A 23,495-nucleotide genomic window follows, 5' to 3' on the forward strand; every position below is an offset into this window, starting at 1 on the left:
ATTTGAAACAAGCAACTAGCAACGTTATGAGCGCTATCCAACCGATTTATCCCTTAGTAGATCCCATGCCTAAAGCCAGTGCTGATGCACCTATCGGGATTTTTGATTCTGGTGTGGGAGGGTTGTCGGTTGCTTTGGAAATTGCCCGGTATTTGCCCAATGAACGCTTTGTTTATTATGCCGACACGGCTTACGTACCTTATGGGCCCCGTAAAGATCAGGAAATCCGTGACCTAACTGCGCGAGCGATTGAATGGCTGTATCGTGAAGGCTGTAAAGTTGCAGTCGTTGCCTGTAATACCGCTTCTGCATTTAGCCTGGATTATTTACGTGAGCATTATGGTGAAAACTTTCCGATCATTGGACTGGTGCCAGCGCTCAAACCTGCAGTCCTCAATACCCAATCCAAAACGGTGGCCGTCCTGGCCACACCTGCAACCTTTCGTGGCCAGTTAATTAAGGATGTCATGACCCGTTTTGCCGAGCCGGCACAGGTCAAAGTAATTCCGGTGACCTGTCTGGATCTGGTGCCTTTTGTAGAAGCTGGCCAGCAGATGAGTCCTGAGTGTTTGGCGACATTAACTCAGATTTTACAACCGGTTGTTGATCAGGGTGCTGATTATTTAGTGCTAGGATGTACACATTACCCCTTCCTAAAATCGTCAATTCAGTATATTTTTGGTCAAAAGCTGACATTAATTGACTCAGGATTCGCGGTTGCGAGACAAACGGCCCGAATTTTGATCAAAAATGGGTTATTATTTGAACATGAGTGCAAGGACAGTCTAAAAATCCGACTTGTGGTTAGTGGTCAAAATGCTGAACAGCTCCAGCCGATTTTAGGGCATCTGATTCCAGCCGATATTAAATGGCAGGTCAGCAATATGGAGATAGAAGTCAGCTAGGCGACCGTCACTCATCTTATAATTTTGAAAGATATATTTTTATACTGGGGTCGTCATATTGTGTCAGGGCAGGGTTTAGCCGGCCAGATCAATGTGCAGTAAAAGAGGATAACCAATGCTCGATAAACGTTATCAGGTGTTTATCTCCACCTCTGGTGCAGAAATGCAGCCAGAGCGGATCATCTTGTCACAAACTTTGGTCGGCATGGGTTTCTTTTCCTGGGGGCTGGAACAACGCACTCCTTTAAATACTGCATTTGCACGTCGCCAGATTGATGATTGTGATTATGTGGTGATTCTGCTGGGTAGCCAGTATGGCGAGCAGTCGGTTTCCGGTGTAGGTTATATGCATCTGGAATACATTTACGCTGTGACCAAGCAGAAACCGATTATTGTGTTTATGCATGAAGATCCGGCTTCACGTGATCCTTCCTTGCACGATACCAAACCTGAATTACAAGAAAAATTTAAAGAATTTCGTCAGTTATTGCAGCAGGAAGCTGATCAGGTCTTTTGCTATCGTACCTTGCGCGATCTGGAAATGGCGGTACGTTTGAACATGCCGCAAATGCTGGAACGTTATCCGGTAAGTGGCTGGGTACGTCCGCAGAATACTCAAGCCTTGCATGACGAGATTGACCAGCTCAAAGCTAAAGTGGCCCAACTGGAACGCGATGGGGGGACACGTGAAGTGGATCCTTTCCTGAGCCTGCCGAAAGTGTCTATGCATGAAGTTTTCTCCTTCGAATACCGTATGCATGCTTATCAGGATGGTAACTTTAAAGAATTAAAAGTTCAGAAAAGACTGACCTGGGCACAATTGCTGGCTATTCTCGGCTCTACCTTCATTAATCCAACGCCAGAGGAATTTTTCTCCAAGCGTATGAATGAGTATTTGAATGAAACCGGTCTGGAAGATGCACGAGCGGAAATGCCGCGCGCGCATGCTGTAGCCCGTGCCCAGATTAATATTCGCGCCTTGCATAGCCTGAAATTGCAAATGCGCCAGAATGACTGGATTGTACCGTCGGGTCGTGATGACCGTCAGCGTCTGCTTTGGCAGATTACGCCTAAGGCACAAAAACTGCTGGACAGTAACTTGCTGGATAAAGATCGTACTTTTCAATATAAGTCAGTGTATTAATCCATATAGAGAATAAGTAAAAAGCTGTTAAAGTAAGCGGGTTGATACCACGACGGGCGTACTGCATGTTTTCTACAGCTAAACCGAAAGTTACAATTATATTGGCAAATTTAGGCACACCTGATGCACCGACTGTGCCGGCAGTACGCGATTTCCTGAAGCAGTTTTTATCTGATCAGCGTGTCATTGAAATTCCCAAGCCGATCTGGCAACTCATCCTGCGTTTATTTATTTTACCGTTCCGTCCCAAGCGAGTTTCCCAGGCTTATGCACAGGTCTGGGGTCAGGATTCACCGATGCGTGAGATTCTGCTGCAGCAGGTGAGTCAAGTAAAGGCCAAACTCATTGAACAATATCCGCAATTTGAACTGAATGTGGTGCCTGCCATGACTTATGGCAATCCTAATATTCAGGGTGTTCTTGATCAGATTTCGGCTCAACCGCAAGATCATATTATTCTGTTTCCGTTATTTCCCCAGTATTCAGCGACCTCTACCGCACCTCTGTATGATGCAGTCGCAAAATGGGTGCTGAAACAGCGCAATTTACCTGGTCTGTCGATTATCCGCGATTATTATCAGCATCCCTTATTTATTCAGTCACTGGCACAAAGTGTTCGGGATTATCAGGCGATTCATGGGCAGCCGGAAAAACTATTGATGTCATTTCATGGTATCCCGCAGCCCTATGCCGATAAAGGTGATCCTTATGCGGATCGTTGCCGGATCACAGGCAAACTGGTTGCAGAAGCTTTAGGTCTATCTGAAGATCAATATGCAATTAGTTTCCAGTCCCGGTTTGGTAAACAGGAGTGGGTTAAGCCTTATACGGATGCCTTAATTGAAGAGTGGGGCAAACAGGGCGTGAAATCAATTCAGGTGATGAGTCCGGCTTTCTCGGCCGACTGTTTGGAAACACTGGAAGAGCTGGCCATGGAAAATGGAGAGACCTTCAAGGCCAATGGCGGGAAAAGTTACAGTTATATTCCGGCTTTGAACAATCGTGAGGATCATGTGCAATTGCTCAATACACTGTTACAGGCTAATCTTGAAGCATTGAACCAGACGCTTGCCCATTAATCTTTTGAGGTTTCTTATCCTATGTTACAAGTCAAAATTGTTCCTGTGACTGCATTTCAGCAAAACTGCTCGATTCTTTGGGATAGTGACAGTAAAGAGGCCGTTTTGATTGATGCAGGGGGCGAACCTGAAAAATTAAAAGCGGAAGTAGAAGCACTGGGCTTAACGGTCAAGGCTTTATGGCTGACTCATGGTCATCTCGATCATGCTGGAGCAGTTGGTGCTTTAAAAAAAGTTTGGGATGTGCCGGTGATTGGTCCGCATAAGGACGATGCATTCTGGTTAGATATGATTCAGGAAGTGTCTGCCCGTTACGGTTTTCCGATTCCGGAAAAAGTAGAAGTCACGCAATGGCTGGAAGGTGGAGAAGTTCTCAAACTGGGTGATGAAGAGTTTGAAGTACGTTTTGCCCCGGGCCATACTCCAGGTCATATAATGTTCTATAACAGGAACCATGCTTTGTTATGGACAGGGGATGTGCTGTTTAAAGGTTCAATTGGGCGGACAGATTTTCCGCGTGGCGATCACCAACAGCTACTCGATTCAATCCAGCGCGAATGTTTTAGCCTGCCGGATGAAACCCGGTTTATTTCAGGACATGGTCCGATCAGCAATATTGGTTTTGAAAAACAGCATAATCCTTTCGTTGCGGGAAAAGCAGGTTAAAGTAGGTGAAAAGATCAGCCTAGCTGGTCTTTTTATTTGCTAAAAGGATTATTTAAAGACTGACGGGTTTGTGCGTAGATCAGCCAAGTCATAATGGCAAGGAGAATTCCAACAACAATAAATAAGCCATCCTGTTGGAAAATGCCTATCCCTAATGACAATATCGCAAGTATTCCTACCCCAATTAAAATGATCTTTAGAATAATGTAGCCCATGTTCTTGCTCTAAAATAATGTGATATTTCTGCGTAAGAACATAGTATTAAACTGGCATATGTGCTGTTAACTTGTGTTGGTTTTCTATAAGCCTTTTATAAAAATCATGTGATTATTTAGGATATGCTTAATGTGATAGGATATTTTAAAAGGTTCAGTCTTCTTCAGAAGATTCAGTTGTTGGAGCATCTTGGGTTGGCAGTTTGTATTCCTCACTGGCCCAAGCGCCTAGATCAATCATTTTGCAGCGTTCCGAGCAGAAAGGACGAAATTCATTATTTTCCCAAGTGGTCAGTTTGCCACAGCGTGGACATTTTAAAGTGGTTGACATCAGCGCACTCCCTAGAAAAATAAAGCTTCGATTAGGCAAATATAACTGCACTTGTTAGACTTATACAGTTTTTATTAGTTTGATCTGATTATGTCGATTCGTCAATTTCAAGCACAGCGTATGCATGCGCCTCGTGATTTCCAAAGTATCAGTTCTGAACCGGTTTGTGTGGAAATCGGTGCGGGCAAAGGTAAACACGCATTGCTCTTTACCCAGATCAATCCAGACAGCAAGCTGATTGCGATCGAACGGACTCGAGAGAAATTTTTAGCCATGCAAAAACAGCATGCGCTGGAAGGACAACCGAATTTACAGACAGTTCATGCCGATGCCTTGCCTTGGATTGTGCATGCTCTCTATCCAGCGCAAGTCGAACAGTTTTTTATTTTATATCCGAACCCTGAGCCGCATAACCCGGCGCAGCGCTGGTTGAATATGCCATTTTTTGAGTTTTTATTATCGCGTTTAAAAACCGGTGGCACGATTACTTTAGCCAGCAATATTCCTGAATATATTGAGGAGGCAGAACAGCAGGTTCAAAACCTGTGGAAGCTGCCTTTTGTTAAAGAAGTCATTGGCCAAGACTCGGCAAGAACTCATTTTGAAATTAAATATCTAGAGCGTGGTGAGTTGTGCCAGCAATTGATTATTAGTAAACCGGAAGGCTATACAACACGTTTTGATGAGTTTCAGCCGTTACAAGGGCGGAATGCGAGTTCGGCGGAATAAGCCATGACGAAACGCATTGCAATTGTGGGTGCTGGCCCGGCAGGCTTGATGGCTGCAGAAGTTCTGAGCCAGTCTGATTATGAAGTTCATGTGTTTGAACAGAAGCCTTCGGCTGCCCGTAAATTCCTGATGGCTGGGAAAACCGGCCTAAATATTTCTCATGCCGAACCCGTCGAGCAGTTTGTGCAGCGTTATGATCAGGTAGACTGGTTAGAACCTTGGATCAAACGCTGGGATGCGATATGGATTCAAAACTGGATGAAAGATCTTGGCATTGAACCTTATATTGGTTCTTCAGGTCGAGTTTTTCCTACAGAAATGAAAGCCGCTCCACTATTGCGTGTCTGGTTAAAACGTTTAACTGAGCAAGGGGTACAATTTCATTATCGTCATCAAATTCTAGATCTGAAAAATCATCAGCTACAGATCCATGATTTAAAAAATGATTGCGCATTCACAGAAAACTTTGATGCGATTGTTTTGGCTTGTGGTGCAGTGTCATGGTCAAAACTCGGCAGTGATGGGAAATGGCAAGCATGGCTTGATTGCAGTGAGATTGAACCTTTCCAAGCCAGTAATGCGGGTGTGGAATATCCATGGTCTAAGTTTATGCAGCCAATCTTCGGTCAGCCCCTAAAACGGGTCGAGGCTTGGGTTGATGGCGGTGACAAGACCATGGGAGATATCGTGATCAGTCACTATGGTCTGGAAAGTGGTCTAATCTATAAACAGGACCGGGGACTGCGTCAACAGCTGAAACAGGGTCAGCCAATGCAGCTGAATCTGGATCTTTTTCCGGATCAAACCTTAGAGCAGCTGGCTAAAAAATTACAGCCAAGTAAAAAGCAGTCTTTGAATAATATCTGGCGGAAAGCAGGTCTGGATGGTGCAAAAGCTGCTCTGGTGCGTGAACTGTTACCAAAGCCACTTTGGCAAAATGCTACTGAATTAGCACAGCAGATTAAGCAATTGAAAATTCCTTTAACAGGTTTCCGTCCTATACAGGAAGCGATTAGCTGTGCAGGTGGTGTTAAACGCGAGGTTCTGTCAGAGCAGCTTCAGCTTAAATCCAATCCACATGTGTTCTTATGTGGTGAGATGCTGGACTGGGATGCGCCTACAGGGGGTTACTTGCTGACAGCCTGTTTTGCCACTGGACGAGCAGCCGCAGAAGGGGTGCAGCAATATTTAGTTCAAGCTCAATAATATGCATTCTTCAGAAAGTGAAAGTTAAATCTTAGAACTGCATATAAAATTTCAGGAAGCGTCCGCTTCCTGAAATGTATTATTTATTGTGCTGGGGCTTTATTTGCGGTGGTCATCTCTGGATATTGCGAACGCCAGCGTTCCAGTTGCTCTTGGGCATGTAGATATTTGCCCAGACCTTTTACATTTTCACTGGCTTCATTTACGGTAGAGGCCTGAGATTTCGGACTATTCACCAGTTTTTCCTGATGTTCCCAGTATTGATACATCAAACCCTGAATATAACGGCCCTGTTCAGTTTTAAGCTCCAGATCTTTGAGCATATTTAGCGAAGACTGGACATGATCGCGTTGACGTTGCTGGACAAATTCCGGAGTCAGATTGTCATCATTGCGCATGCCATTGAGCTCAGCTTCCAGATCCGCGCTCATTTCCTGAAAACGTTCTTCATAGTCATTCAAGACAGCAATATCATGGGGATCATCTTCCGTTTTAGGGAAGTTTTTTACGGGTCCAGTTTTCAATTCCTGCATGATTTCCTCTGATGCAGAGTCTTCTGTTGCCTGCTGTTCTACAGATTGTGAACTTTTCTGGTCACAGGCCATCAAAAACATGGCGGCAGTGAAAAGTGCAGTTCGTGACATCAATTGAATCGTGTGCATGATTGAATCCTGTTCCTAATTATTTTTTTTGAATACATAAACATAGGTGACATAAGGGAAATTAATCATATCTTCTGCACCTTTGTCCGTATAGTTTTTGATAATTTGTTCGAATTGCTGCTTGAGCTGCTGTTGCTGTTCTTTTGGAAGTGCGGCAATAAAGCTGGTTGACAATAAGCGTTTGGAAACCACCTGCTCGACAGGGCCATGCTGCAGCTGGCGCATTTGCGTTTCAGCATAAGGCTGAAAGAGATTCTGTTCTTTAAATACTTTACGCCAGGCACCACTATGATAGCGTGGCGTATCACCTTCCAGTGGCGCAATACAATCTGCCAGGGCTTTGACCCAGTCGACTGTAATATCACGCTGGTTCCAGACCAGTACCAGAAAGCCTTGAGGTTTCAGTACCCGATCCAGCTCCTTTAAGGTTTCCAGATTGGCAAACCAGTGAAATGACTGTGCACAAAACACTGCATTCACGCTATGATCGGTCAGGGGAAGCTGGTGGCTCATCCCTTCAAGGGTATGAATATCCGGATGTGCCAGTTTTAACTGGGCCAGCATCTCAGGGACAGGATCAATGGCGGTGATGTGGCTGCTGAGTGGAAGCAAATAGGGAATAAATTTACCTGTTCCTGTTCCCAAATCGACAAGATCTGCATCTACAGGTAATGACAGTGTCTCAGCAAGCCATGGGCTAAGATCTGCTGGATAGTCAGGACGTACCTGCTGATAAAGCTCGGCCGCTGCACTAAACCCCTGTTGAGCTGCAGGATGCAGTGATTGTGTCATATTTTGCGCTTTTTAATCTTTTTCATCGATATAAAATAGCATATTCACTTTTTCGGCCCTATTCATTGAGTGAATTGTTGCCGAAAAGTTAGATTCACCAGCACGGGAAAGTTATGGATAAGCAGATTGTTTTTGAAGATGAGCATATACGCGCAATTTTTATGCCGGGGTCATCTTCAGAATTGATTTTTTCATTTGGAGATTTGATTACCCGTGCCAAGGGCTTGAGCATCAATGCCGAAAAATCATTAGCGAAATTTGAATTTAATGTTTTAGGAATCATGCCCAAACATAAATCCTGGTTTCCCAAAAGTTCCATGTGGAACATGTTGCAAGCCATTGCCGAGCTGATTGCGCCGTTTCAGCAGCGCATTGCCTATGGTGGCTCCATGGGTGGCTATGCTGCGATTAAATATTCTAATCTGCTGAATGTTCAGCGAGTGGTCGCGATGGTGCCGCAATATTCGATTGATCCGGAAGATGTGGAAGATGCCCGCTATAATATGTTTTACCAGCCCGAGCTGAATGAAGGCATGCGGATTGAGGCAGAAGATGTCAGTCCGGAACGGGAATATATTCTGGTTTATGACCCATATTGTACCGAAGACCGGGCACATTACCTGAAACTGGAAGCCGTACTTCCACAGCATCATGTACTGCATCTGCCATTTACCGGCCATGATGCCATCGCCGTTCTGGCCAGTTCCGAACTGCTGTATGACTTTTTATTGCATGACTATGATGAAAGTTATTTCTACCAGAAAATGCGTCGGGTCAAGAAAAACAGCAAGTTCTATTATCGCAAGGTGATTGAGAATATCCTGCCGAGGCATCGTTTTGCTTTAGGACGTATCCTGAAAAATAATGACCTATTACTGGATACCCAGTTTTTTGATGCAGCGCAAAAACAGGTGATTTTGCGTGAATTGCTGAGTAATAAACAGGTCGATCAGCAGGATCTGCTCAAGCTTGGGATTCACGTCAATCTGCCGCAGGAAAAGCGCCAGTTATTGCTGGATGCTTATGGGCATGCACTGGTCTTTAACGTCATCAGCAACAAGATCGAAAGCTATACCGGTGATGCCATTGCACTGAACCATAAATTCCTGATTCCAATCTATGCCAAGGGTAATGGCTTGCTGACCATCAACCTGAATGATGAGCGCTATCTGGTGGTGATGAATGACCGGCATATCATGAAACTGGTCAAGGAACAGGACGAATTAAATGTAGGCATGCATCCGATTATCATGAAACGCTATGCTGATTTTTATATGTTCAGCTATAAGCATCTGAATTTGCATACAGATGAATACGGCGCTTCCGGTTTCGTTGACGCAAGTGACAAAAATACACAGTTTGTGACACGAAGTGAAATGAACTAACGAAAAATTTATCTAAAAAACAAATACTTGACTTATATTAGCTAAGGCCTAATATGGTCTTAGGCGGTATGAAAAATAGTCACACCGCTCCCGGTTGTTTATATGACAAGGGAGTAAATATATGCAATCCATACAAGTTTCAAGTATTTGTTTTATTCTTGGACTGATGCTGCCTAATTTTGCACACGCGGAAAGTGTGCATCCTGCAGTGATTTTGCTCAGTTCTTCTCTTATTTTTCTGATCTTTCTCAGTGTATATGTGATTTATAAGGTGCGTCGTTCTCTGCGTAACCATATTGATAAGTCTGTAGATTAACCACTTCTGACAGTAAGTTGCTTGAAAACCCTGCAGGACTTGTTTTAAATGACAATCAAAATAAATTGTCAAACAAGGTTGAGGGTAGCGCCATGAAAGCCGCTTATTTAGATTATGCTTCTTTAGACCAACAGGATTTGGACTTTCAGGCACTTCATGCAGTATTTGATCAACTGGTCTTATACCCGGCCACATCGGCTGCTGAGATTCAGTCCCGTGTGGCCGATGTCGATGTCATCATCACCAACAAAGTCATGATTGACGCGGCAACCATCCAGCAATGCTCTCAACTGAAACTGATCCTGATTTCTGCTACGGGCACCAATAATGTCGATCTGGCTGCGGCCAAGGCATGTGGCATTGTGGTGTGTAACTGTCAGGCTTATGGCACCTCTGCCGTCGCTCAGCATACCCTTATGCTGATGCTCAATCTGGCCACTTCATTTTTAACCTATCAGCGTGCAGTACAGCAGGGCGAGTGGCAAAAGGCCAGTCAGTTCTGTCTATTGGGTACACCTATTGTGGAGCTGGCAGGCAAGACTTTAGGTATTGTTGGTTATGGCGAGCTGGGCCATGCTGTTGCCAGACTGGCTGAAGCCTTTGGCATGAAGGTACTGATTGCTGCTTTGCCTAACCGTCCAGCAGATGACTCACGTATTCCATTTGCCGATTTATTGCCACAAGTGGATTTTTTAAGCCTGCATTGCCCTTTAACGGAAGATACCCGTCATTTAATCAGTCATGCCGAATTGGACGCGATGAAACCAAGTGCATTTTTAATTAACTGTGCGCGTGGCGGAATCATTGATGAACAGGCGTTGGCTCAGGCCTTACGCGAAGGCAAAATTGCCGGTGCTGCGACGGATGTGCTTACCGTGGAGCCTCCGAAAGAGGGAAATGTATTGCTCGATGCCTCAATTCCTAACCTGATTGTTACACCGCACAATGCCTGGGGTAGTGTCGATGCCCGTCAACGTATTGTGGATCAGATGGTGGAAAATGTAGAAGCCTTTAAGCAGGGTCAGCCCATCCGTCAGGTAAATTAAAAATTATTAAATAAAAACTAAATGCTGATCGAATTCGATCAGCATTTTTTTCGGTTTTCTGGCGTAATATATTTATCTAATAGTTTTAAAAATTCATTCTGAACCAGTGCAGACCGGGGGTTAAATATAATTTCCTGATAGACGCGCTTAAATTCGGGTACCCGTTCATCGGGACGCTTGTCATAAGATGTTCGATAATGGGTTTCAAACATATAAATCAGATGATTCTGCGAGAAATAAGCAGTCCGATAGCTATAAATGTCATCTCTCTGAGTCCCGATTCTTAATTTACACATATCCTTGATCCGATACAGATCGGCATTATTGCCAGAGGCGGGCCTAAATTCAGCTTCATCGAGGTTTTGAATATGCTGGATTTTTTCACCTTCAGTTTTGTGGTTATAAGAGGCGGCACTAGACAGGCTCGGGATGGAGGATAATTCGTCATCAATCGCAGCAATTGAGGTCACGGTTTCACCTGAAACCAGTAAAGTGATGTATAGAATAGCTACGCCACACAGAATGCCGGCGATAAAGCTGAGGAGATTTTTTTTCATTTTTATTATCTTCTCATGATTTTATTTGAGTTCAGTCTAAAGAAAGACTCAACTATCTTCAATGCTTAAAAGAAAAAGCCCGTAATGGGCTTTTTTCAATGCGATGATTTAGAGATCATCTACTGCATAACTGGTCGCTGTACCGGAACCTGACTGGGGTTGTGATATCGATGAATTTTGAGTAGCGGTAGATGGCTGACTCAAAGGCTGTTGCACGATCGGCGCCTGTTGTGAATTGCCGCGCCAGACTTCTCGGGTCTGCTGAATTTTCTGACCCGTTTGCTGTGCTGCCTGAGTCGCACCCTGATCTACTTTCTGGATGGTATCTGATGCCGCAGACTTGGTATTGCCCCAAGCACGGTCTACACCCGGTTTGATTTTGGCAATGCCTTTTTCAGTGACTTCACCTACTTTTTCAGCGGTATTGATAACACCTTCCTGTGCTTTATAGGCAAATACATGCAGCAGGTTCGGATTCTCACCATAAGGCGCAATCGGTTTAGTGGTCTGAGTGGTTTCTGTCTGTGCAAATACAGGTGCGCAGAACATTAAAGCTGTCGTTAAAATAATTGGGGTTTTGATATTCATTATGGATCGACCTCGAATTCGTCAAAGAGCGGTCTGAGTTTGGTTTTCAGTGTAACGGATAATCAGCCAAAAACAATGAATAAGCTATGGAGAGAGTATAGGTTCAGCGTAGTTTGATGCGAGGATCTTATAATTTTTAAAAGGAAGAAAAGGCAGTTTAAATCAGAAGAAAAATTAAATTTCTGTTCATTCAAATAAATAGCCCTATTTTCATGATAAAAACAGGGCGATCTATTTAATCACATTGAGTCAGGGCATCTTTGGCAAAATGATTGCGCAGGGTTACAAAGTTCTTTTGTACCGCCGCATCATGTAGGTCAAATTTTTGTGCTGTGCTGGTTCCGTCGCGCTGGAAAGTCGCTGAGCCGGCATCAATTAGGGTCATGCCTTTAAATGACCATTGTTCAACTGAACGGTTATTACCGATGTCGCCAGTAAATTCAATCACGCATTTGTCGAGGAATTTGGTCAGTTTCGCCTTATTGTTGGTTGTTTCTGGAATAACTTCGAGATTTTTTACTTCCTGTAATACACCCAGTTCCAGTTGTGGAATGGTGGGTTGAGATGTACATGCTGTAAGTGCGATACCCGCAAGAGTCGTCATAATGAGTGTTTGAAATTTCATGCGCTTCTTTCTTGTTGAGTGTTGTTAAGGTGAGTATATGAAATATATAGGGATATGCCTATAGTTTTTGAGCTTAAGGGCTAAGGTGTATGGTCTGTTTTTTTTCGTGCATAGTTATATAGGATCACCAAAACGGTGATCATAATGAAGCTAAAAAAAATGTAGCCAAAAAGTACGTTGAATCCCTGCAAATACTAAAATTTCAGTGATGATTGGGGGGAGAATACCAATCATCAAATATTGAGCTATTGAAAGGGATTTTCTATTTTTCATAGTTTTATTGTGATCTTATGGGAGATGTAAAGATCAGCTAATTTGACCTTTGACCCTAAGTAATCAAGCCTGAAGGACCGATTCGATCTTCACTTAAGTAATATTCACCTTTGTAATTTAGTAAGGTTAAAATATATTTTCTTAATAGATTACTTACATTATGGAAATCATTTTCAGCTTTTTCAAAGTAATTCTCATGTCCAAATGGAAATACTAAGCCCTCATGTATCAGATCGTTTCGATTTTTAAGGGAAAACTTAACCATAGGGTTGTCTCTAGATATTCCAATGTCTTCAAACATGCGCCTAGTCATTTCTGCTGAACCAACTTGCCCGAATTTTTTATGTATATATTGTTTCGTTTTTCTGGTAGGCGGGAAATAATTTTCTAAGTCTTTAGGTGCAACATCTAAAGCAGGATAATCTTTATGTGAAAAATATCCTCTAGAGTATTTATATCCTTTATCTAAGGCAAATGTCTGCTTCAAATTTTCTATAGCAACGTAGTGAGAAATTAGAGAAATCTCATAAGCTAATGATGGGCGATATGCCTCACAAATATAGCCAAAGATTACTGTTAATTGCCTTTTCGATTTTAGTTTTTTAAATGTTGGATAAACTTGTTCAATGAAGTATCTAATGTCTTGACCTCTATTTTCTATGATATTGTTTTTATTATTTATAGTGCCTAAATTGCTATACCAATGTTCTCCGCTATCGTATTTATAACCAGCTCTGCAAACATATGATTGCTGACAAAATGAAAGTAACCAACAAAGATCATCAATAATTTGTAATATAGATTCAATTTCCGTGGATTGAACATTCAGTATTTTTACTACTGTTGTGATTTTTTGCTGGTTTAGAAATTTATATTGGTTAAAGTGAATATCAATTTGTTTGAATTCAAAAATATATCCTTCACACTTAATAATTGTTATATTTCTAGAGCGTCTTGTTTCAGAAATATTTGAAAAATCCTCCCCCACCATGAATAGATTGAATAAAAAGATTTCTAGTGTTTTCATAGCAATATTAATAAAAAAACCCCACTAATTTATAGCGGGGTTTCGTGTATTTTACAACCAATTAGGTTTTAGTGTTGAAGCACTGAAATATCCGCAACTTTAGTGAACAGATCACGTAGTTGAGCAAGCAGACGTAAACGGTTTGCTTTTAGTTCAGCATCATCAGCCATCACCATGACACCATCAAAGAACGCATCTACTGGCGCACGTAGGGCAGCCAATGCAGACAATGCAGCAGTATAATCTTTAGAAGCAAATAGCGGCTCAACCACTGGTGCGATTTTCGCAAGTTCAGCGAATAATGCTTTTTCAGCATCTTCCACCAGATTTGCTTCAACCACAGCCCCTTCAGGTGCAGCTTCTTTGGCAAGAATGTTGGCAACACGCTTGTTCGCAGCAGCAAGAGCAGCCGCTTCAGGCAAGGCACGGAAGTGATTAACGGCATTTACACGCTTGTCAAAATCAAGAGGTGATTTTGGTGACAATGCTTGAACAGCTTGGATCACGTCAACATCAACGCCTTGGTCTTCGTATTTCGCACGGTAACGGCCTTCCAGGAATGCAACTGCATCTGCCAAAGTCTTGTCGTGGTCTTTCAAGACATCACCATAAGCAGCTAGAGCCAGCTTAATCAGGTCTTCGATGGATACATCAAGCTCATTTTCAGTCACCAGACGCAGGATACCAATTGCAGAACGACGCAGTGCAAACGGGTCTTTAGAACCTGTAGGTGCCTGACCGATACCGAAAATACCAGTCAGGGTATCTAAACGATCCGCAAGCGCAATCGTTGTACCAGTTTTGGTTTTCGGTAGAACGTCACCAGCAAATTTAGGTAAATACTGCTCACCTAAAGATTCAGCCACTTCATCATTTTCACCTTCAAGACGCGCGTAGTAAGTACCCGCGATGCCTTGAAGTTCTGGGAATTCACCCACTAGCTCAGAAGTTAAGTCACATTTAGCGAGAAGAGCCGCTTTTTCAGCATCTTCAGCTTTTGCACCTGTAATCGGAGCAAGTGCGACAGCCAGTTTGGCAATACGTTCAGACTTGTTCCACAAAGTACCCAGTTGTGCCTGGAATACCATGTTTGCCAGTTTCTCTTTACGAGACGCAAGCGGTTGTTTCTGGTCTTGCAGGAAGAAGAACTCAGCATCAGACAGACGCGGGCGAACTACTTTCTCGTTACCTTCAATAATTTGAGTTGGATCTTTAGACTCAATATTTGAAACGGTAATGAAGTAAGGCTGTAATTTGTTTTCAGCATTCACCAAGCAGAAGTACTTCTGGTTGTCCTGCATAGTCGTGATCAATGCTTCTTGAGGAACAGTAAGGAAGCGTTCTTCAAAGCTAGCACGTAATGCAACCGGCCATTCAACCAGAGCAGTGACCTCGTCGCGAAGATCAGCAGGAACAATGGCAATCGCATTCACTTCATCAGCCAGTGCTTTGACTTGCTGATCGATGATTGCTTGACGCTCTTCAAAAGACGCAATCACTTTCGCAGCGCGCAGGGCATCCAGATAAGCATCTGCATTGGCCAGAATAATCGCTTCAGGCGCATGGAAACGATGACCATAAGTCACGTTGCCTGCTTTGTGATCCTGAATGGTTGCATCAATCACATTGCTGTCTTTTAACAACACCACCCATTTCACCGGACGAACGAATTCAGTACGGCTAGCTGCAGAACGCATACGTTTTGCGATTGGCAATTGATCCAGAGCATGTTGCAGGATTTGTGGCAGTAAAACGTCCAGACTTTGGCCTTTCACATCTTTCAGGTAGCAGACTTTTTCAACTTTACCGGCCTGGAAAGTAGAAACCTGATCAACCGTAATGCCTTGACCGCGCATAAAGCCTTCAAGTGCTTTGGTTGGTTTGCCTTCAGCATCATAAGCCGCTTGCACAGCAGGACCGTCAAAACGTTTTTGCGTATCCGCTTGAGCAGCATCAACATTTACGATTTTAAGTGCCAGACGACGTGGCGCTGCATAAGCTTCGATCGCATCGAAAGCCAGACCCGCATCTTTTAAGCCTTTTTCAGTTTCAGCTTTTAAAGCATCACGTAATTTTTTCAGGCTTTTTGGAGGAAGTTCTTCACAGCCAAGTTCAAATAAAACTGTATGTTTAGACATTATTTGTTCTCCGCTGATTTTTCTGCTTGAGTCGCTTCTGCTTCTACTTGAGCTTTAAGCTGAGCCAGGACTTCGTCACGTAGGTGAGGTTCTGCCATTGGGAAACCAAGTTTCGCACGTGCTGCTACATAACTGGTCGCAATTGAACGTGCCAAAGTACGCACACGCAGAATATAACGCTGACGTTCAGTCACAGAGATCGCGCCACGCGCATCTAACAGGTTAAAGCTGTGTGATGCTTTAATCACTTGTTCATAAGCAGGTAATGGCAGTTCAGCTTCGATTAAACGGGTCGCCTCAGCTTCGTAGAAATCGAACAGTTCGAACATTTTTTCTACTGGTGCATATTCGAAGTTATAAGTCGATTGTTCTACTTCATTTTGATGGAACACATCGCCATACGTCACAGTACCGAACTGACCTTTGGTCCAAACCAGATCGTAAACTGAGTCTACACCTTGCAGATACATCGCCAGACGTTCCAGACCATAAGTGATTTCACCGGTTACTGGGTAGCATTCAACACCACCGACTTGCTGGAAGTAAGTGAACTGAGTCACTTCCATGCCGTTCAGCCAAACTTCCCAGCCTAGACCCCATGCGCCCAGTGTTGGAGATTCCCAGTTATCTTCCACGAAACGGATGTCGTGAACTAAAGGATCAATACCGATTGCCTTTAAAGAATCTAGGTAAAGCTGCTGGATGTTGTCCGGGTTTGGCTTAAGCACAACCTGGAACTGGTAATAATGTTGCAGACGGTTCGGGTTCTCACCATAACGACCATCTTTCGGACGACGTGATGGTTGAACATAAGCAGCATTCCAGGTTTCGGGACCTAACGCACGAAGGAAAGTTGCAGTGTGGAATGTCCCTGCACCCATTTCCATGTCGTAAGGCTGTAACACGACGCAGCCTTGCTCCGCCCAGTAGTTTTGTAAGGCAAGAATTAAGCCTTGGAAGGTATCAATATGCGATATGGCGCGACTCATGGTCATCCACTTAAAATTAGAGAAAAATTGTGCTTGATTATAAGGATTTTACAGGGGAGTGGCAAAGGGTTAATACGCTGAAAATATTTTGGAAAAAATTAAAATGGTCTTCATTCATGCCAGATTTTGCGCGGCTTTGCTGAAATTTTATGCTGGAATAGCAATGGGATGAGATCCAAAAATCAGGAATAAATCAGATGTATAGCATCCTGTTCACTGAAGCGCGATAAAGTTAAACTGATCTCATACGATTGCGGTCTTAGAATTAGTTTAATCTTCACACAATATAATAATGCCTAATAATAAGGAACTTCATGACCACTTACCAAATTCAGTGCCATTTAAAATACAAGATTGTGCAACCTACCGAATTTATTTTTATGGTTCAGGTCGCCCATCATCCCGATCAGAATATTCTCGGAGAACAGCTCACTATGAATATGTCGGTCAAGTGGCATGAATTTCAGGATGCTCAGCATCAAAACCGTCATATCCGGTTGCAACTCGAACCCTGTGAGGCATTTGAACTGAACTATAGCGCGACAGTTACCCGTCAGCCGAGCATTCCGATTGATCTGAGGCAAAATCTGAATGAAGTCAAAATCCCAGATCTGCCGGATGAGGTACTACCTTATTTGCTGGCCAGCCGCTATTGCAATTCAGATTTATTATTAGAAATGGCGAAGCGCTCATTTGGCTGGATGACGCCCGGCTATACGCGTGTAAAAGCCATTGAACAGTGGATTTATAACAATATTTCTTATGTCTCTGGCTGTTCTGACCAGTTTACGACTGCGACAGATGTGCTGGTCCACCGGGCAGGTGTATGCCGTGACTTTGCTCATTTGAGCATTGCGCTGTGTCGTGCTTTAGGAATTCCGGCACGCATGGTGGTCGGTTATGTGGAAATTGAAAAATTTTTACCCGATTTTCATGCCATTTTTGAAGCCTATCTGGAAGGAGGGTGGGTGCAGTTTGATCCGACCCGTTTAGCCCCGGTCGACGAGCTGATTCGCATTGGTACTGGGGTAGATGCCGGAGATGTAGCATTTTCAACCTATTATGGTCAGGTCGAGCTGCTCAAAATCGAACCTCTGATTAAATCTGGTTCTCATAGCGAAGCTGAGACTAAAATCACCTGACATGAATGATCTTATTGAAAATCCTATGAGAGATTGAATAGTAAAATAGGACTAGATGGATGGTTTTTCTCTGGTGTGTGACTTAGCTTTTTAAACAGCATCCATTTAAGTGTAATTAAAAGATATAAAATAAATACATCTTTAAAGCGACTAGTTTTATAATGCGCAAAATCTGTAAACATTAAAATCAGGCGCGCCGTGTTCCATTCCAATCTCGACTGGCTCAATACCTTAAAACCGAATTTTAAAGTTCTTCCACTCAAGGACCGTTTACTCTGCGGTATTGGGGCACTACTGGGTCTCACGGTATCATCATTACTGAGTTTATGGATTCTGGGTGATTTTGAAGCCTGGTATATTGCGCCGATGGGGGCCTCATCTGTGCTGCTGTTTGCAGTTCCGGCCAGTCCCTTGGCACAGCCCTGGAATATTCTGGTAGGTAATACTATTGCTGCGGTAGTGGGTGTGACCTGTGCCTTGTTTATTGCCAGTCCGACGGAAGCTTTTAGTCTAGCGGTAGCTTTGGCTATTATCCTGATGATGACCACCGATTCCCTGCATCCACCGAGTGGTGCTGTGGCTATTACCGCGGTACTCGGCGGCAATGCGGTGCATGAACTCGGCTATGCTTTCGTTTTCTATCCGGTGCTGCTGAATTCGATCTTATTGATGGTAATTGCGATCGTCTTTAATCGAATGATTGGCAAGCGTTATCCGCAGCAGGCGCAATTGAATACCCGTTCCAAAGATCCGACCCCGACCCAGAAAGTCACTATTCAGCCGCAAGATATTCAGGAAGTACTAGATCAGCAAACCGAGCTGCTGGACATTAGTGAATATGACCTGCAAAAGATTATTCTGGAAGCGCAGGACCGAGCCAATGCCCGTGCGGTCAACCAGTTTACCTGTCAGGACATTATGACTAAAGACGTGGTGACCCTGCATGCTAATGATAATATTCAGCATGCACTGGATAAATTTAAAGAAATGAACCTGATGAGCCTGCCGGTGGTTAATGCGGAAGGCAAGCTGGTGGGAACGCTGGCCATGTATCAGGTGGTAGAATGGTTTAAACGTGCTGCAGATGTGCGCAGCAGCTGGGAACATCAAGTCAAACATATTATGACCCGCAAAGTGGTCACTGTGCAGCCATTGCAGCCGATTCAGGATCTGGTGCCCTATTTTGTGGAGCGTTCCTTTAACTATATTCCGGTAGTGAGTGAGCAGCGTCTGGTCGGAATTATCAGCCGCGCGGATATGATTGCCGCCCTGAATCAGGAACTGAACCATTTTAAAATGAGAGCTTAAAACTGTTTTGAATAGTTCTGAAAAAAGCACCCTTGGGTGCTTTTTTATTTGGAATCTGGATTTATCTCAACTTAGATAAAGAACCAGTAAATAAACAGGGAAACCAAGAAAATACACATGATATTCAGGACAAAGCCGACTTTCATCATTTCACTTTGTTGAATATGGCCAGTACCAAACACAATCGCATTCGGTGGTGTCGCCACAGGTAGCATGAAGGCACAAGAAGCCCCAATCCCGATCACAATCACCAGAATCTCTTTAGGCATACCCATCTGGTCGGCAATGGCGGCAAAGACCGGAACCAGTAAGGCAGCTGAGGCAGTATTACTGGTAAATTCAGTCAGGAAGATGATGAAGGTTGCCACAACGAAGATAATTACGAGAGGCGAGGAGTCACCGAAAGCATTTGCCAGTGTTTGACCTAAAACCAGAGAACTGCCTGAATCCTTCAAGACAGCACTTAAGGTCAAGCCGCCACCAAACAGATAGAGCACGCCCCAATCGGTATTTTCAGCAACCTGTTTCCATGTAGCAGTACCTAAAATCACCACCAGACAGGCTGCCAGAATCGCGATCCAGGTATCGGGCTGTGAAATACCAAAATTTTCAGTCAATTTTTTACTGAAAATCCAGGCCATCGCCGTACAGAGAAACAACACCATCGTCGCAATACGGGTGGTGGTCCAGGGAATATTTTCGGTGACAAAATTCACCTTATGATTCAGCTTTGGACGCAGCACCAGATACAGACTGATCAACATTGCTGGCAGGATGATGAACATCATTGGTAGGCCGACTTTCATCCAGTCAGCGAAGTCATAACCGAGGGCTTTGGCTGCAATCGCATTCGGTGGAGAACCGACGATGGTGCCCAAGCCACCAATACTGGCTGAATAGGCAATCCCGAGCAGAATAAATACAAAGGTTTTACGTTCTTTTTCGGCATCCAGATGCGCAAGTAAACCCAGCGCCAGAGGCAACATCATAGCTGCGGTGGCGGTATTGGAAATCCACATCGACAGGGCAGCAGTTACTAAAAAGATAGCCAGTACCGAAGCACCGAGATGTCCACCGGAGAGCGAGATAATCCATGTGGCAATCTTCTTGTCCAGTTTCTGGATATGCAGCGCCGTAGCCAAAGCAAAACCACCAAAAAACAGGAAAATCACGGGATCGGCAAAGGTAGCGAGTGCTGCCTGCATGCTAATCGGTACCAGTTCATCACCATCTGCCATCGGCATACTCAATACAACCGCCAGTACCGGTATGAGTAGGGCTGTAATCGTAATATGCAGGGCTTCGGTCAGCCATAGAATGGCGATAAAGGTCAGTAGGGCCAATCCCTTATTGGCATTTTCGTCATAGGGTAAAATATGATACAAGCCATAAGAGATCACGGCAGCGATCACAATTAAAATCCAGCCCTTGCGAATTCCTTTTGGCATGGCATTAGTCGGGGTGCGTAAAGGGTCGTTCATACAACCTCCTTGCTCAACTTTTTTATTTAAAAGCGTTTTTGAAATTCTTATAAAAGTGAATATGTGTTTTGATTAAAAAAGATATTATTTAAACAGTATAGTAGATTGTTGTAATAATCCCACACTTTGCCAAAGTGCGTAAATCCCCAGTCCAAATAGAAAAAACAGCACCAGATATTTGAAATGTTGCTGGGAAAGTCGATGCCGTATTTTTCCACCCAGCCAGACGCCGATGAGTGCAAATAATGTGATGCCGAGCAGGATATGCCGTTGATGAGTTTGCAAAGAAATGAGAATCGGGAAAAGTAAGGTCAACTGCACCAGTTTGCTGGCAATAAAGTTAAGATTACTGATAATCACAATATCAGTTTTGGAGAGCTGGCAGCTAAGCAGATACATCATCAGAAAGGGTGCCATGGCATTGGTTGCACCTCCAATCATGCCGGCCAGTAAACCGAATCCCAGCATACTGAGCTGGCTGCTACTGACCCGAAGCGGAGTAGAGCGTAACTGATCCAGCACATAAAAGATAATCACCAGACCCAGCAATAATTTAAGATAGCCTTCATTGATCCAGATGAGTAATTTGACCCCCAGCACACTACCGACCAAGCTGCTTAACATGAGTGGCCAATAGCGTGAGGCATAATAGCGAATGCTCTGCAATAGGCTATGTTTTGGATCACTATTGAGCATCCAAAGATTCAATAACAGGCAGGGGAGGATCACTAAGGTGACTGCTGTACTTAAGGCATATTCACTGGATAAGGCAGCCGTACTCAGCATAGGAAAGCCAAAACCACTGACCCCATGCAGTAATGCCGCGATCGCACACAGCCAAAGCACAATCCATTCTGCCTGCGTCATCTGAAATCCATTTCAAGTAGAAAGTATCAACTTATCCTGAATAGGCGAGTAGGGTAAAGCATAAAATGGTAATAAGACCAAAACCTAAAAATCAGGCAAAAAAAACCACGATCTTTTGGGGGAAGGACCGTGGCATAAAAATTTCACCATATGAATATTTAGGTGAAAGAGGAAACGATTTTATCGGTAGTCTTTATCCTGATTCACGGTGCGTACAGGACGTTCATAATCAGTTCTACTCGCGGCATAATCAGGCATAGAATTTTTTTTTGGCATCACTAGCCATAGCACCAGATAAACCAGAATACCCGGGAAGGCGGCACTCATGACTGAAATAATCACAAAGATCAGGCGTAATAAATTTGCGTTCCAACCAAAACGTTCAGCAATACCACCCATTACACCTGCAATCATGTTTGAGCGGTTAGAGCGATATAAACCAACATTGGCCATCCAAGTCTCCTGATAGAAAAAAATAAGGTTGAGTCTAAAAAATGACTCATATTTATAAGAATGGAGTTTTATCTGAATATTTAAAGTATCTATTGAAAATAAATTCGTTAAGTAATGTTACGGGAGATTAAATAATCCTTAAAAAATCACTAAGATCATAAAAATTCCATTGAATTCATTATTAAAATTTATAAGTTTTCAGTGAGTCGTCTGCCTATATAGATGTGCACCCCTTCAGGTATATTTTTAAAATGAAATCGAATGTATCGCATCATTTAAGTGGTTTATGCCGGCTTGGATTTGTGCTGGGAAGTGTTGCAGGACTGATTGCCTGTGATGACCATCAAAGCAAACCCTTACCTGATACTACGAAAACTTTGGCACAAGATGGCGTAGTCATCTCCGCCGCCAATGAAAGTTATGACACCCGTAATGCTAAATCGCTCACCCAGACTGCAACCTATAATGCATTGCCTGTAGAACCAAATGTCGATCCTAAACCTGTACCGGATTATGCCAAAAGCTATGTCGGGCGTTATCTTACCCAGATTGATTGTGACGGGCGGTTTGCGCCTTGTACGGAAGGGAAATCGGTGTTTATTTTGACTTTATTGCCAGATGGTACAGTGCATCGCAGTATCGTGCATTATGGCAAAGTCTTTGTGAATAATTCCAGACAGGTTCAGACCGAAAGCAATGTGACTTATCGTAAGGACCGCTGGACAATTAATCCTGAACAAACTGAACTGATCGTGGACCGTAAAGAAGGAGCAAAGTTCTACTATATGATTAAAAGCCCAACGCATCTGGTCATGAATCTGGAAAAAATTTATGACGAAAAAGAACGGGCAAACCAGCAGTTATTTGATCAGGGTTATCCTGCACCTTCTAAAGCGTATGAGCTGGTCAAAGATTCTGAATTTAAAATCACTGAATAAAAGCGATAAAGTTTCTAAAAAATTTAAAAACAGCATAAATGAAAATGGCGATTCTAAAATTGTCGGGATGAACTGCGCTTAAATAAAAAGAATGAACTGAATATATAGGAAGTATTATAAGAATATTAAAAGAAGAAGATGAATATAGAGGGGGAGAATGGTGGGCCGTCCGCGACTCGAACGCGGGACCAATGGATTAAAAGTCCACTGCTCTACCAACTGAGCTAACGGCCCATTCGGGTAATCAAAGTAGCTTTGATTGAATTTTCTAAAAAGAGATTTTAGAAATGATGGTGGGCCGTCCGCGACTCGAACGCGGGACCAATGGATTAAAAGTCCACTGCTCTACCAACTGAGCTAACGGCCCATCAGGGGATATCAAATTTAATGGTGGGCCGTCCGCGACTCGAACGCGGGACCAATGGATTAAAAGTCCACTGCTCTACCAACTGAGCTAACGGCCCTGAACCAACAATTAAGCAAGGCTTAATTGTGCAGTGCAAAAGAAACTAAAGAGTTCTGAAAGCACCACTTTGTTTGATGGAGCGTATTGTAGCAAGATCTCATTGCAGCGCAAGTAAAAAATAACAAAGTTGCCTATGTTTGATTATAAATACAACAATTCTGCTTTAT

25 protein-coding genes and 3 tRNA genes are annotated in these 23,495 nt (G+C 43.5%); 12 read left to right on the forward strand and 16 right to left on the reverse strand.

Annotated features, from left to right (window positions below):
• The first annotated feature begins 26 nt into the window (after nt 1-26).
• The 4 genes from murI (at nt 27) to FTV31_RS04730 (ending at nt 3,794) form a co-directional block, all read left to right on the forward strand.
• Complete coding sequence (murI, locus tag FTV31_RS04715) at nt 27-905, forward strand: glutamate racemase (protein WP_180013320.1); 879 nt, start codon at nt 27-29, stop codon at nt 903-905.
• A gap of 115 nt (nt 906-1,020) precedes the next feature.
• Nucleotides 1,021-2,049, forward strand: coding sequence for a DUF4062 domain-containing protein (locus FTV31_RS04720; RefSeq protein WP_034704817.1), 1,029 nt, complete (start codon nt 1,021-1,023; stop codon nt 2,047-2,049).
• Nucleotides 2,050-2,114: 65 nt separating this feature from the next.
• Nucleotides 2,115-3,128, forward strand: a complete 1,014-nt coding sequence (hemH, locus tag FTV31_RS04725; RefSeq protein WP_179992859.1) for a ferrochelatase — start codon at nt 2,115-2,117, stop codon at nt 3,126-3,128.
• 21 nt (nt 3,129-3,149) lie between these two features.
• On the forward strand, nt 3,150-3,794 hold the full coding sequence (locus tag FTV31_RS04730) for an MBL fold metallo-hydrolase (protein ID WP_180013322.1): 645 nt from the start codon (nt 3,150-3,152) through the stop codon (nt 3,792-3,794).
• 32 nt (nt 3,795-3,826) lie between these two features.
• On the opposite strand, the gene FTV31_RS04735 is transcribed toward FTV31_RS04730, so the two are convergent.
• Nucleotides 3,827-4,009 carry a hypothetical protein gene (locus FTV31_RS04735; protein WP_004781764.1) on the reverse strand — a complete coding sequence of 61 codons (183 nt, stop codon included), beginning with the start codon at nt 4,007-4,009 and terminating at the stop codon, nt 3,827-3,829.
• Nucleotides 4,010-4,163: 154 nt separating this feature from the next.
• Nucleotides 4,164-4,340, reverse strand: a complete 177-nt coding sequence (locus tag FTV31_RS04740; RefSeq protein WP_180013324.1) for a DNA gyrase inhibitor YacG — start codon at nt 4,338-4,340, stop codon at nt 4,164-4,166.
• An 84-nt stretch (nt 4,341-4,424) separates the two neighbouring features.
• On the opposite strand from FTV31_RS04740, the gene FTV31_RS04745 reads away from it, so the two are divergent.
• Together FTV31_RS04745 and FTV31_RS04750 are read left to right on the forward strand one after the other, a co-directional pair.
• A complete protein-coding gene (locus tag FTV31_RS04745; RefSeq protein WP_180013366.1) occupies nt 4,425-5,069 on the forward strand; it encodes an SAM-dependent methyltransferase in 645 nt (214 codons plus the stop codon).
• A 3-nt stretch (nt 5,070-5,072) separates the two neighbouring features.
• Nucleotides 5,073-6,275 (forward strand): TIGR03862 family flavoprotein, encoded by a 1,203-nt coding sequence (locus tag FTV31_RS04750; RefSeq protein ID WP_180013326.1) that lies wholly within the window; start codon nt 5,073-5,075, stop codon nt 6,273-6,275.
• An 83-nt stretch (nt 6,276-6,358) separates the two neighbouring features.
• On the opposite strand, the gene FTV31_RS04755 is transcribed toward FTV31_RS04750, so the two are convergent.
• The gene (locus FTV31_RS04755) at nt 6,359-6,937 is read right to left on the reverse strand and encodes a hypothetical protein (protein WP_005232438.1); all 579 of its coding nucleotides are present in this window, start codon (nt 6,935-6,937) and stop codon (nt 6,359-6,361) included.
• A 15-nt stretch (nt 6,938-6,952) separates the two neighbouring features.
• Nucleotides 6,953-7,729 (reverse strand): class I SAM-dependent methyltransferase, encoded by a 777-nt coding sequence (locus FTV31_RS04760; protein WP_180013328.1) that lies wholly within the window; start codon nt 7,727-7,729, stop codon nt 6,953-6,955.
• A gap of 113 nt (nt 7,730-7,842) precedes the next feature.
• On the opposite strand from FTV31_RS04760, the gene FTV31_RS04765 reads away from it, so the two are divergent.
• From FTV31_RS04765 to FTV31_RS04775, 3 genes are all read left to right on the forward strand, one after another.
• The gene (locus FTV31_RS04765; protein ID WP_179992853.1) at nt 7,843-9,114 is read left to right on the forward strand and encodes a hypothetical protein; all 1,272 of its coding nucleotides are present in this window, start codon (nt 7,843-7,845) and stop codon (nt 9,112-9,114) included.
• A 121-nt stretch (nt 9,115-9,235) separates the two neighbouring features.
• Entirely contained in the window at nt 9,236-9,430 is a 195-nt protein-coding gene (locus FTV31_RS04770; RefSeq protein ID WP_125278832.1) for a hypothetical protein, read from the forward strand.
• A 92-nt stretch (nt 9,431-9,522) separates the two neighbouring features.
• Entirely contained in the window at nt 9,523-10,476 is a 954-nt protein-coding gene (locus tag FTV31_RS04775; RefSeq protein ID WP_180013330.1) for a 2-hydroxyacid dehydrogenase, read from the forward strand.
• A 38-nt stretch (nt 10,477-10,514) separates the two neighbouring features.
• Here the strand turns inward: FTV31_RS04775 and FTV31_RS04780 are convergent, their stop codons facing one another.
• The 6 genes from FTV31_RS04780 to glyQ all read right to left on the reverse strand — a co-directional run bounded on the left by FTV31_RS04780 (nt 10,515) and on the right by glyQ (nt 16,673).
• Complete coding sequence (locus FTV31_RS04780; RefSeq protein WP_180013332.1) at nt 10,515-11,033, reverse strand: hypothetical protein; 519 nt, start codon at nt 11,031-11,033, stop codon at nt 10,515-10,517.
• A 108-nt stretch (nt 11,034-11,141) separates the two neighbouring features.
• Nucleotides 11,142-11,621, reverse strand: coding sequence for a hypothetical protein (locus FTV31_RS04785; RefSeq protein ID WP_180013334.1), 480 nt, complete (start codon nt 11,619-11,621; stop codon nt 11,142-11,144).
• A 235-nt stretch (nt 11,622-11,856) separates the two neighbouring features.
• Nucleotides 11,857-12,246: a hypothetical protein gene (locus FTV31_RS04790; RefSeq protein WP_159123919.1), complete on the reverse strand. Its 390-nt coding sequence runs from the start codon at nt 12,244-12,246 to the stop codon at nt 11,857-11,859.
• A gap of 328 nt (nt 12,247-12,574) precedes the next feature.
• Nucleotides 12,575-13,546, reverse strand: a complete 972-nt coding sequence (locus tag FTV31_RS04795; RefSeq protein WP_180013336.1) for a hypothetical protein — start codon at nt 13,544-13,546, stop codon at nt 12,575-12,577.
• A gap of 68 nt (nt 13,547-13,614) precedes the next feature.
• Nucleotides 13,615-15,684, reverse strand: coding sequence for a glycine--tRNA ligase subunit beta (glyS, locus tag FTV31_RS04800; RefSeq protein WP_180013338.1), 2,070 nt, complete (start codon nt 15,682-15,684; stop codon nt 13,615-13,617).
• Entirely contained in the window at nt 15,684-16,673 is a 990-nt protein-coding gene (gene glyQ, locus FTV31_RS04805) for a glycine--tRNA ligase subunit alpha (RefSeq protein ID WP_180013340.1), read from the reverse strand. Before glyQ ends, glyS begins: the two co-directional genes overlap by 1 nt.
• Nucleotides 16,674-16,987: 314 nt before the next feature.
• Between glyQ and FTV31_RS04810 the strand changes: the two genes are divergently transcribed.
• Both FTV31_RS04810 and FTV31_RS04815 read left to right on the forward strand, forming a co-directional pair.
• Nucleotides 16,988-17,815 carry a transglutaminase family protein gene (locus FTV31_RS04810; protein WP_180013342.1) on the forward strand — a complete coding sequence of 276 codons (828 nt, stop codon included), beginning with the start codon at nt 16,988-16,990 and terminating at the stop codon, nt 17,813-17,815.
• A gap of 198 nt (nt 17,816-18,013) precedes the next feature.
• Nucleotides 18,014-19,123 (forward strand): HPP family protein, encoded by a 1,110-nt coding sequence (locus tag FTV31_RS04815; RefSeq protein WP_180013344.1) that lies wholly within the window; start codon nt 18,014-18,016, stop codon nt 19,121-19,123.
• Nucleotides 19,124-19,194: 71 nt separating this feature from the next.
• Here FTV31_RS04815 and FTV31_RS04820 read toward each other — a convergent pair whose 3' ends face one another.
• The 3 genes from FTV31_RS04820 to FTV31_RS04830 form a co-directional block, all read right to left on the reverse strand.
• Complete coding sequence (locus FTV31_RS04820; protein ID WP_166138077.1) at nt 19,195-20,604, reverse strand: DASS family sodium-coupled anion symporter; 1,410 nt, start codon at nt 20,602-20,604, stop codon at nt 19,195-19,197.
• Nucleotides 20,605-20,688: 84 nt separating this feature from the next.
• Nucleotides 20,689-21,471, reverse strand: coding sequence for a sulfite exporter TauE/SafE family protein (locus tag FTV31_RS04825; protein ID WP_180013346.1), 783 nt, complete (start codon nt 21,469-21,471; stop codon nt 20,689-20,691).
• Nucleotides 21,472-21,651: 180 nt separating this feature from the next.
• Nucleotides 21,652-21,924: a PspC domain-containing protein gene (locus FTV31_RS04830; RefSeq protein ID WP_034169835.1), complete on the reverse strand. Its 273-nt coding sequence runs from the start codon at nt 21,922-21,924 to the stop codon at nt 21,652-21,654.
• A gap of 251 nt (nt 21,925-22,175) precedes the next feature.
• Between FTV31_RS04830 and FTV31_RS04835 the strand changes: the two genes are divergently transcribed.
• A complete protein-coding gene (locus tag FTV31_RS04835; protein WP_180013348.1) occupies nt 22,176-22,862 on the forward strand; it encodes a hypothetical protein in 687 nt (228 codons plus the stop codon).
• Between the two features lie 158 nt (nt 22,863-23,020).
• Here the strand turns inward: FTV31_RS04835 and FTV31_RS04840 are convergent.
• From FTV31_RS04840 to FTV31_RS04850, 3 genes are all read right to left on the reverse strand, one after another.
• Nucleotides 23,021-23,096, reverse strand: a tRNA-Lys gene (locus tag FTV31_RS04840).
• 57 nt (nt 23,097-23,153) lie between these two features.
• A tRNA-Lys gene (locus FTV31_RS04845) sits at nt 23,154-23,229 on the reverse strand.
• A 21-nt stretch (nt 23,230-23,250) separates the two neighbouring features.
• A tRNA-Lys gene (locus tag FTV31_RS04850) sits at nt 23,251-23,326 on the reverse strand.
• Between the last annotated feature and the right edge of the window lie 169 nt (nt 23,327-23,495).

The sequence above is a fragment of the Acinetobacter sp. YH16031 genome (genome assembly GCF_013417335.1).
Classification (GTDB): domain Bacteria; phylum Pseudomonadota; class Gammaproteobacteria; order Pseudomonadales; family Moraxellaceae; genus Acinetobacter.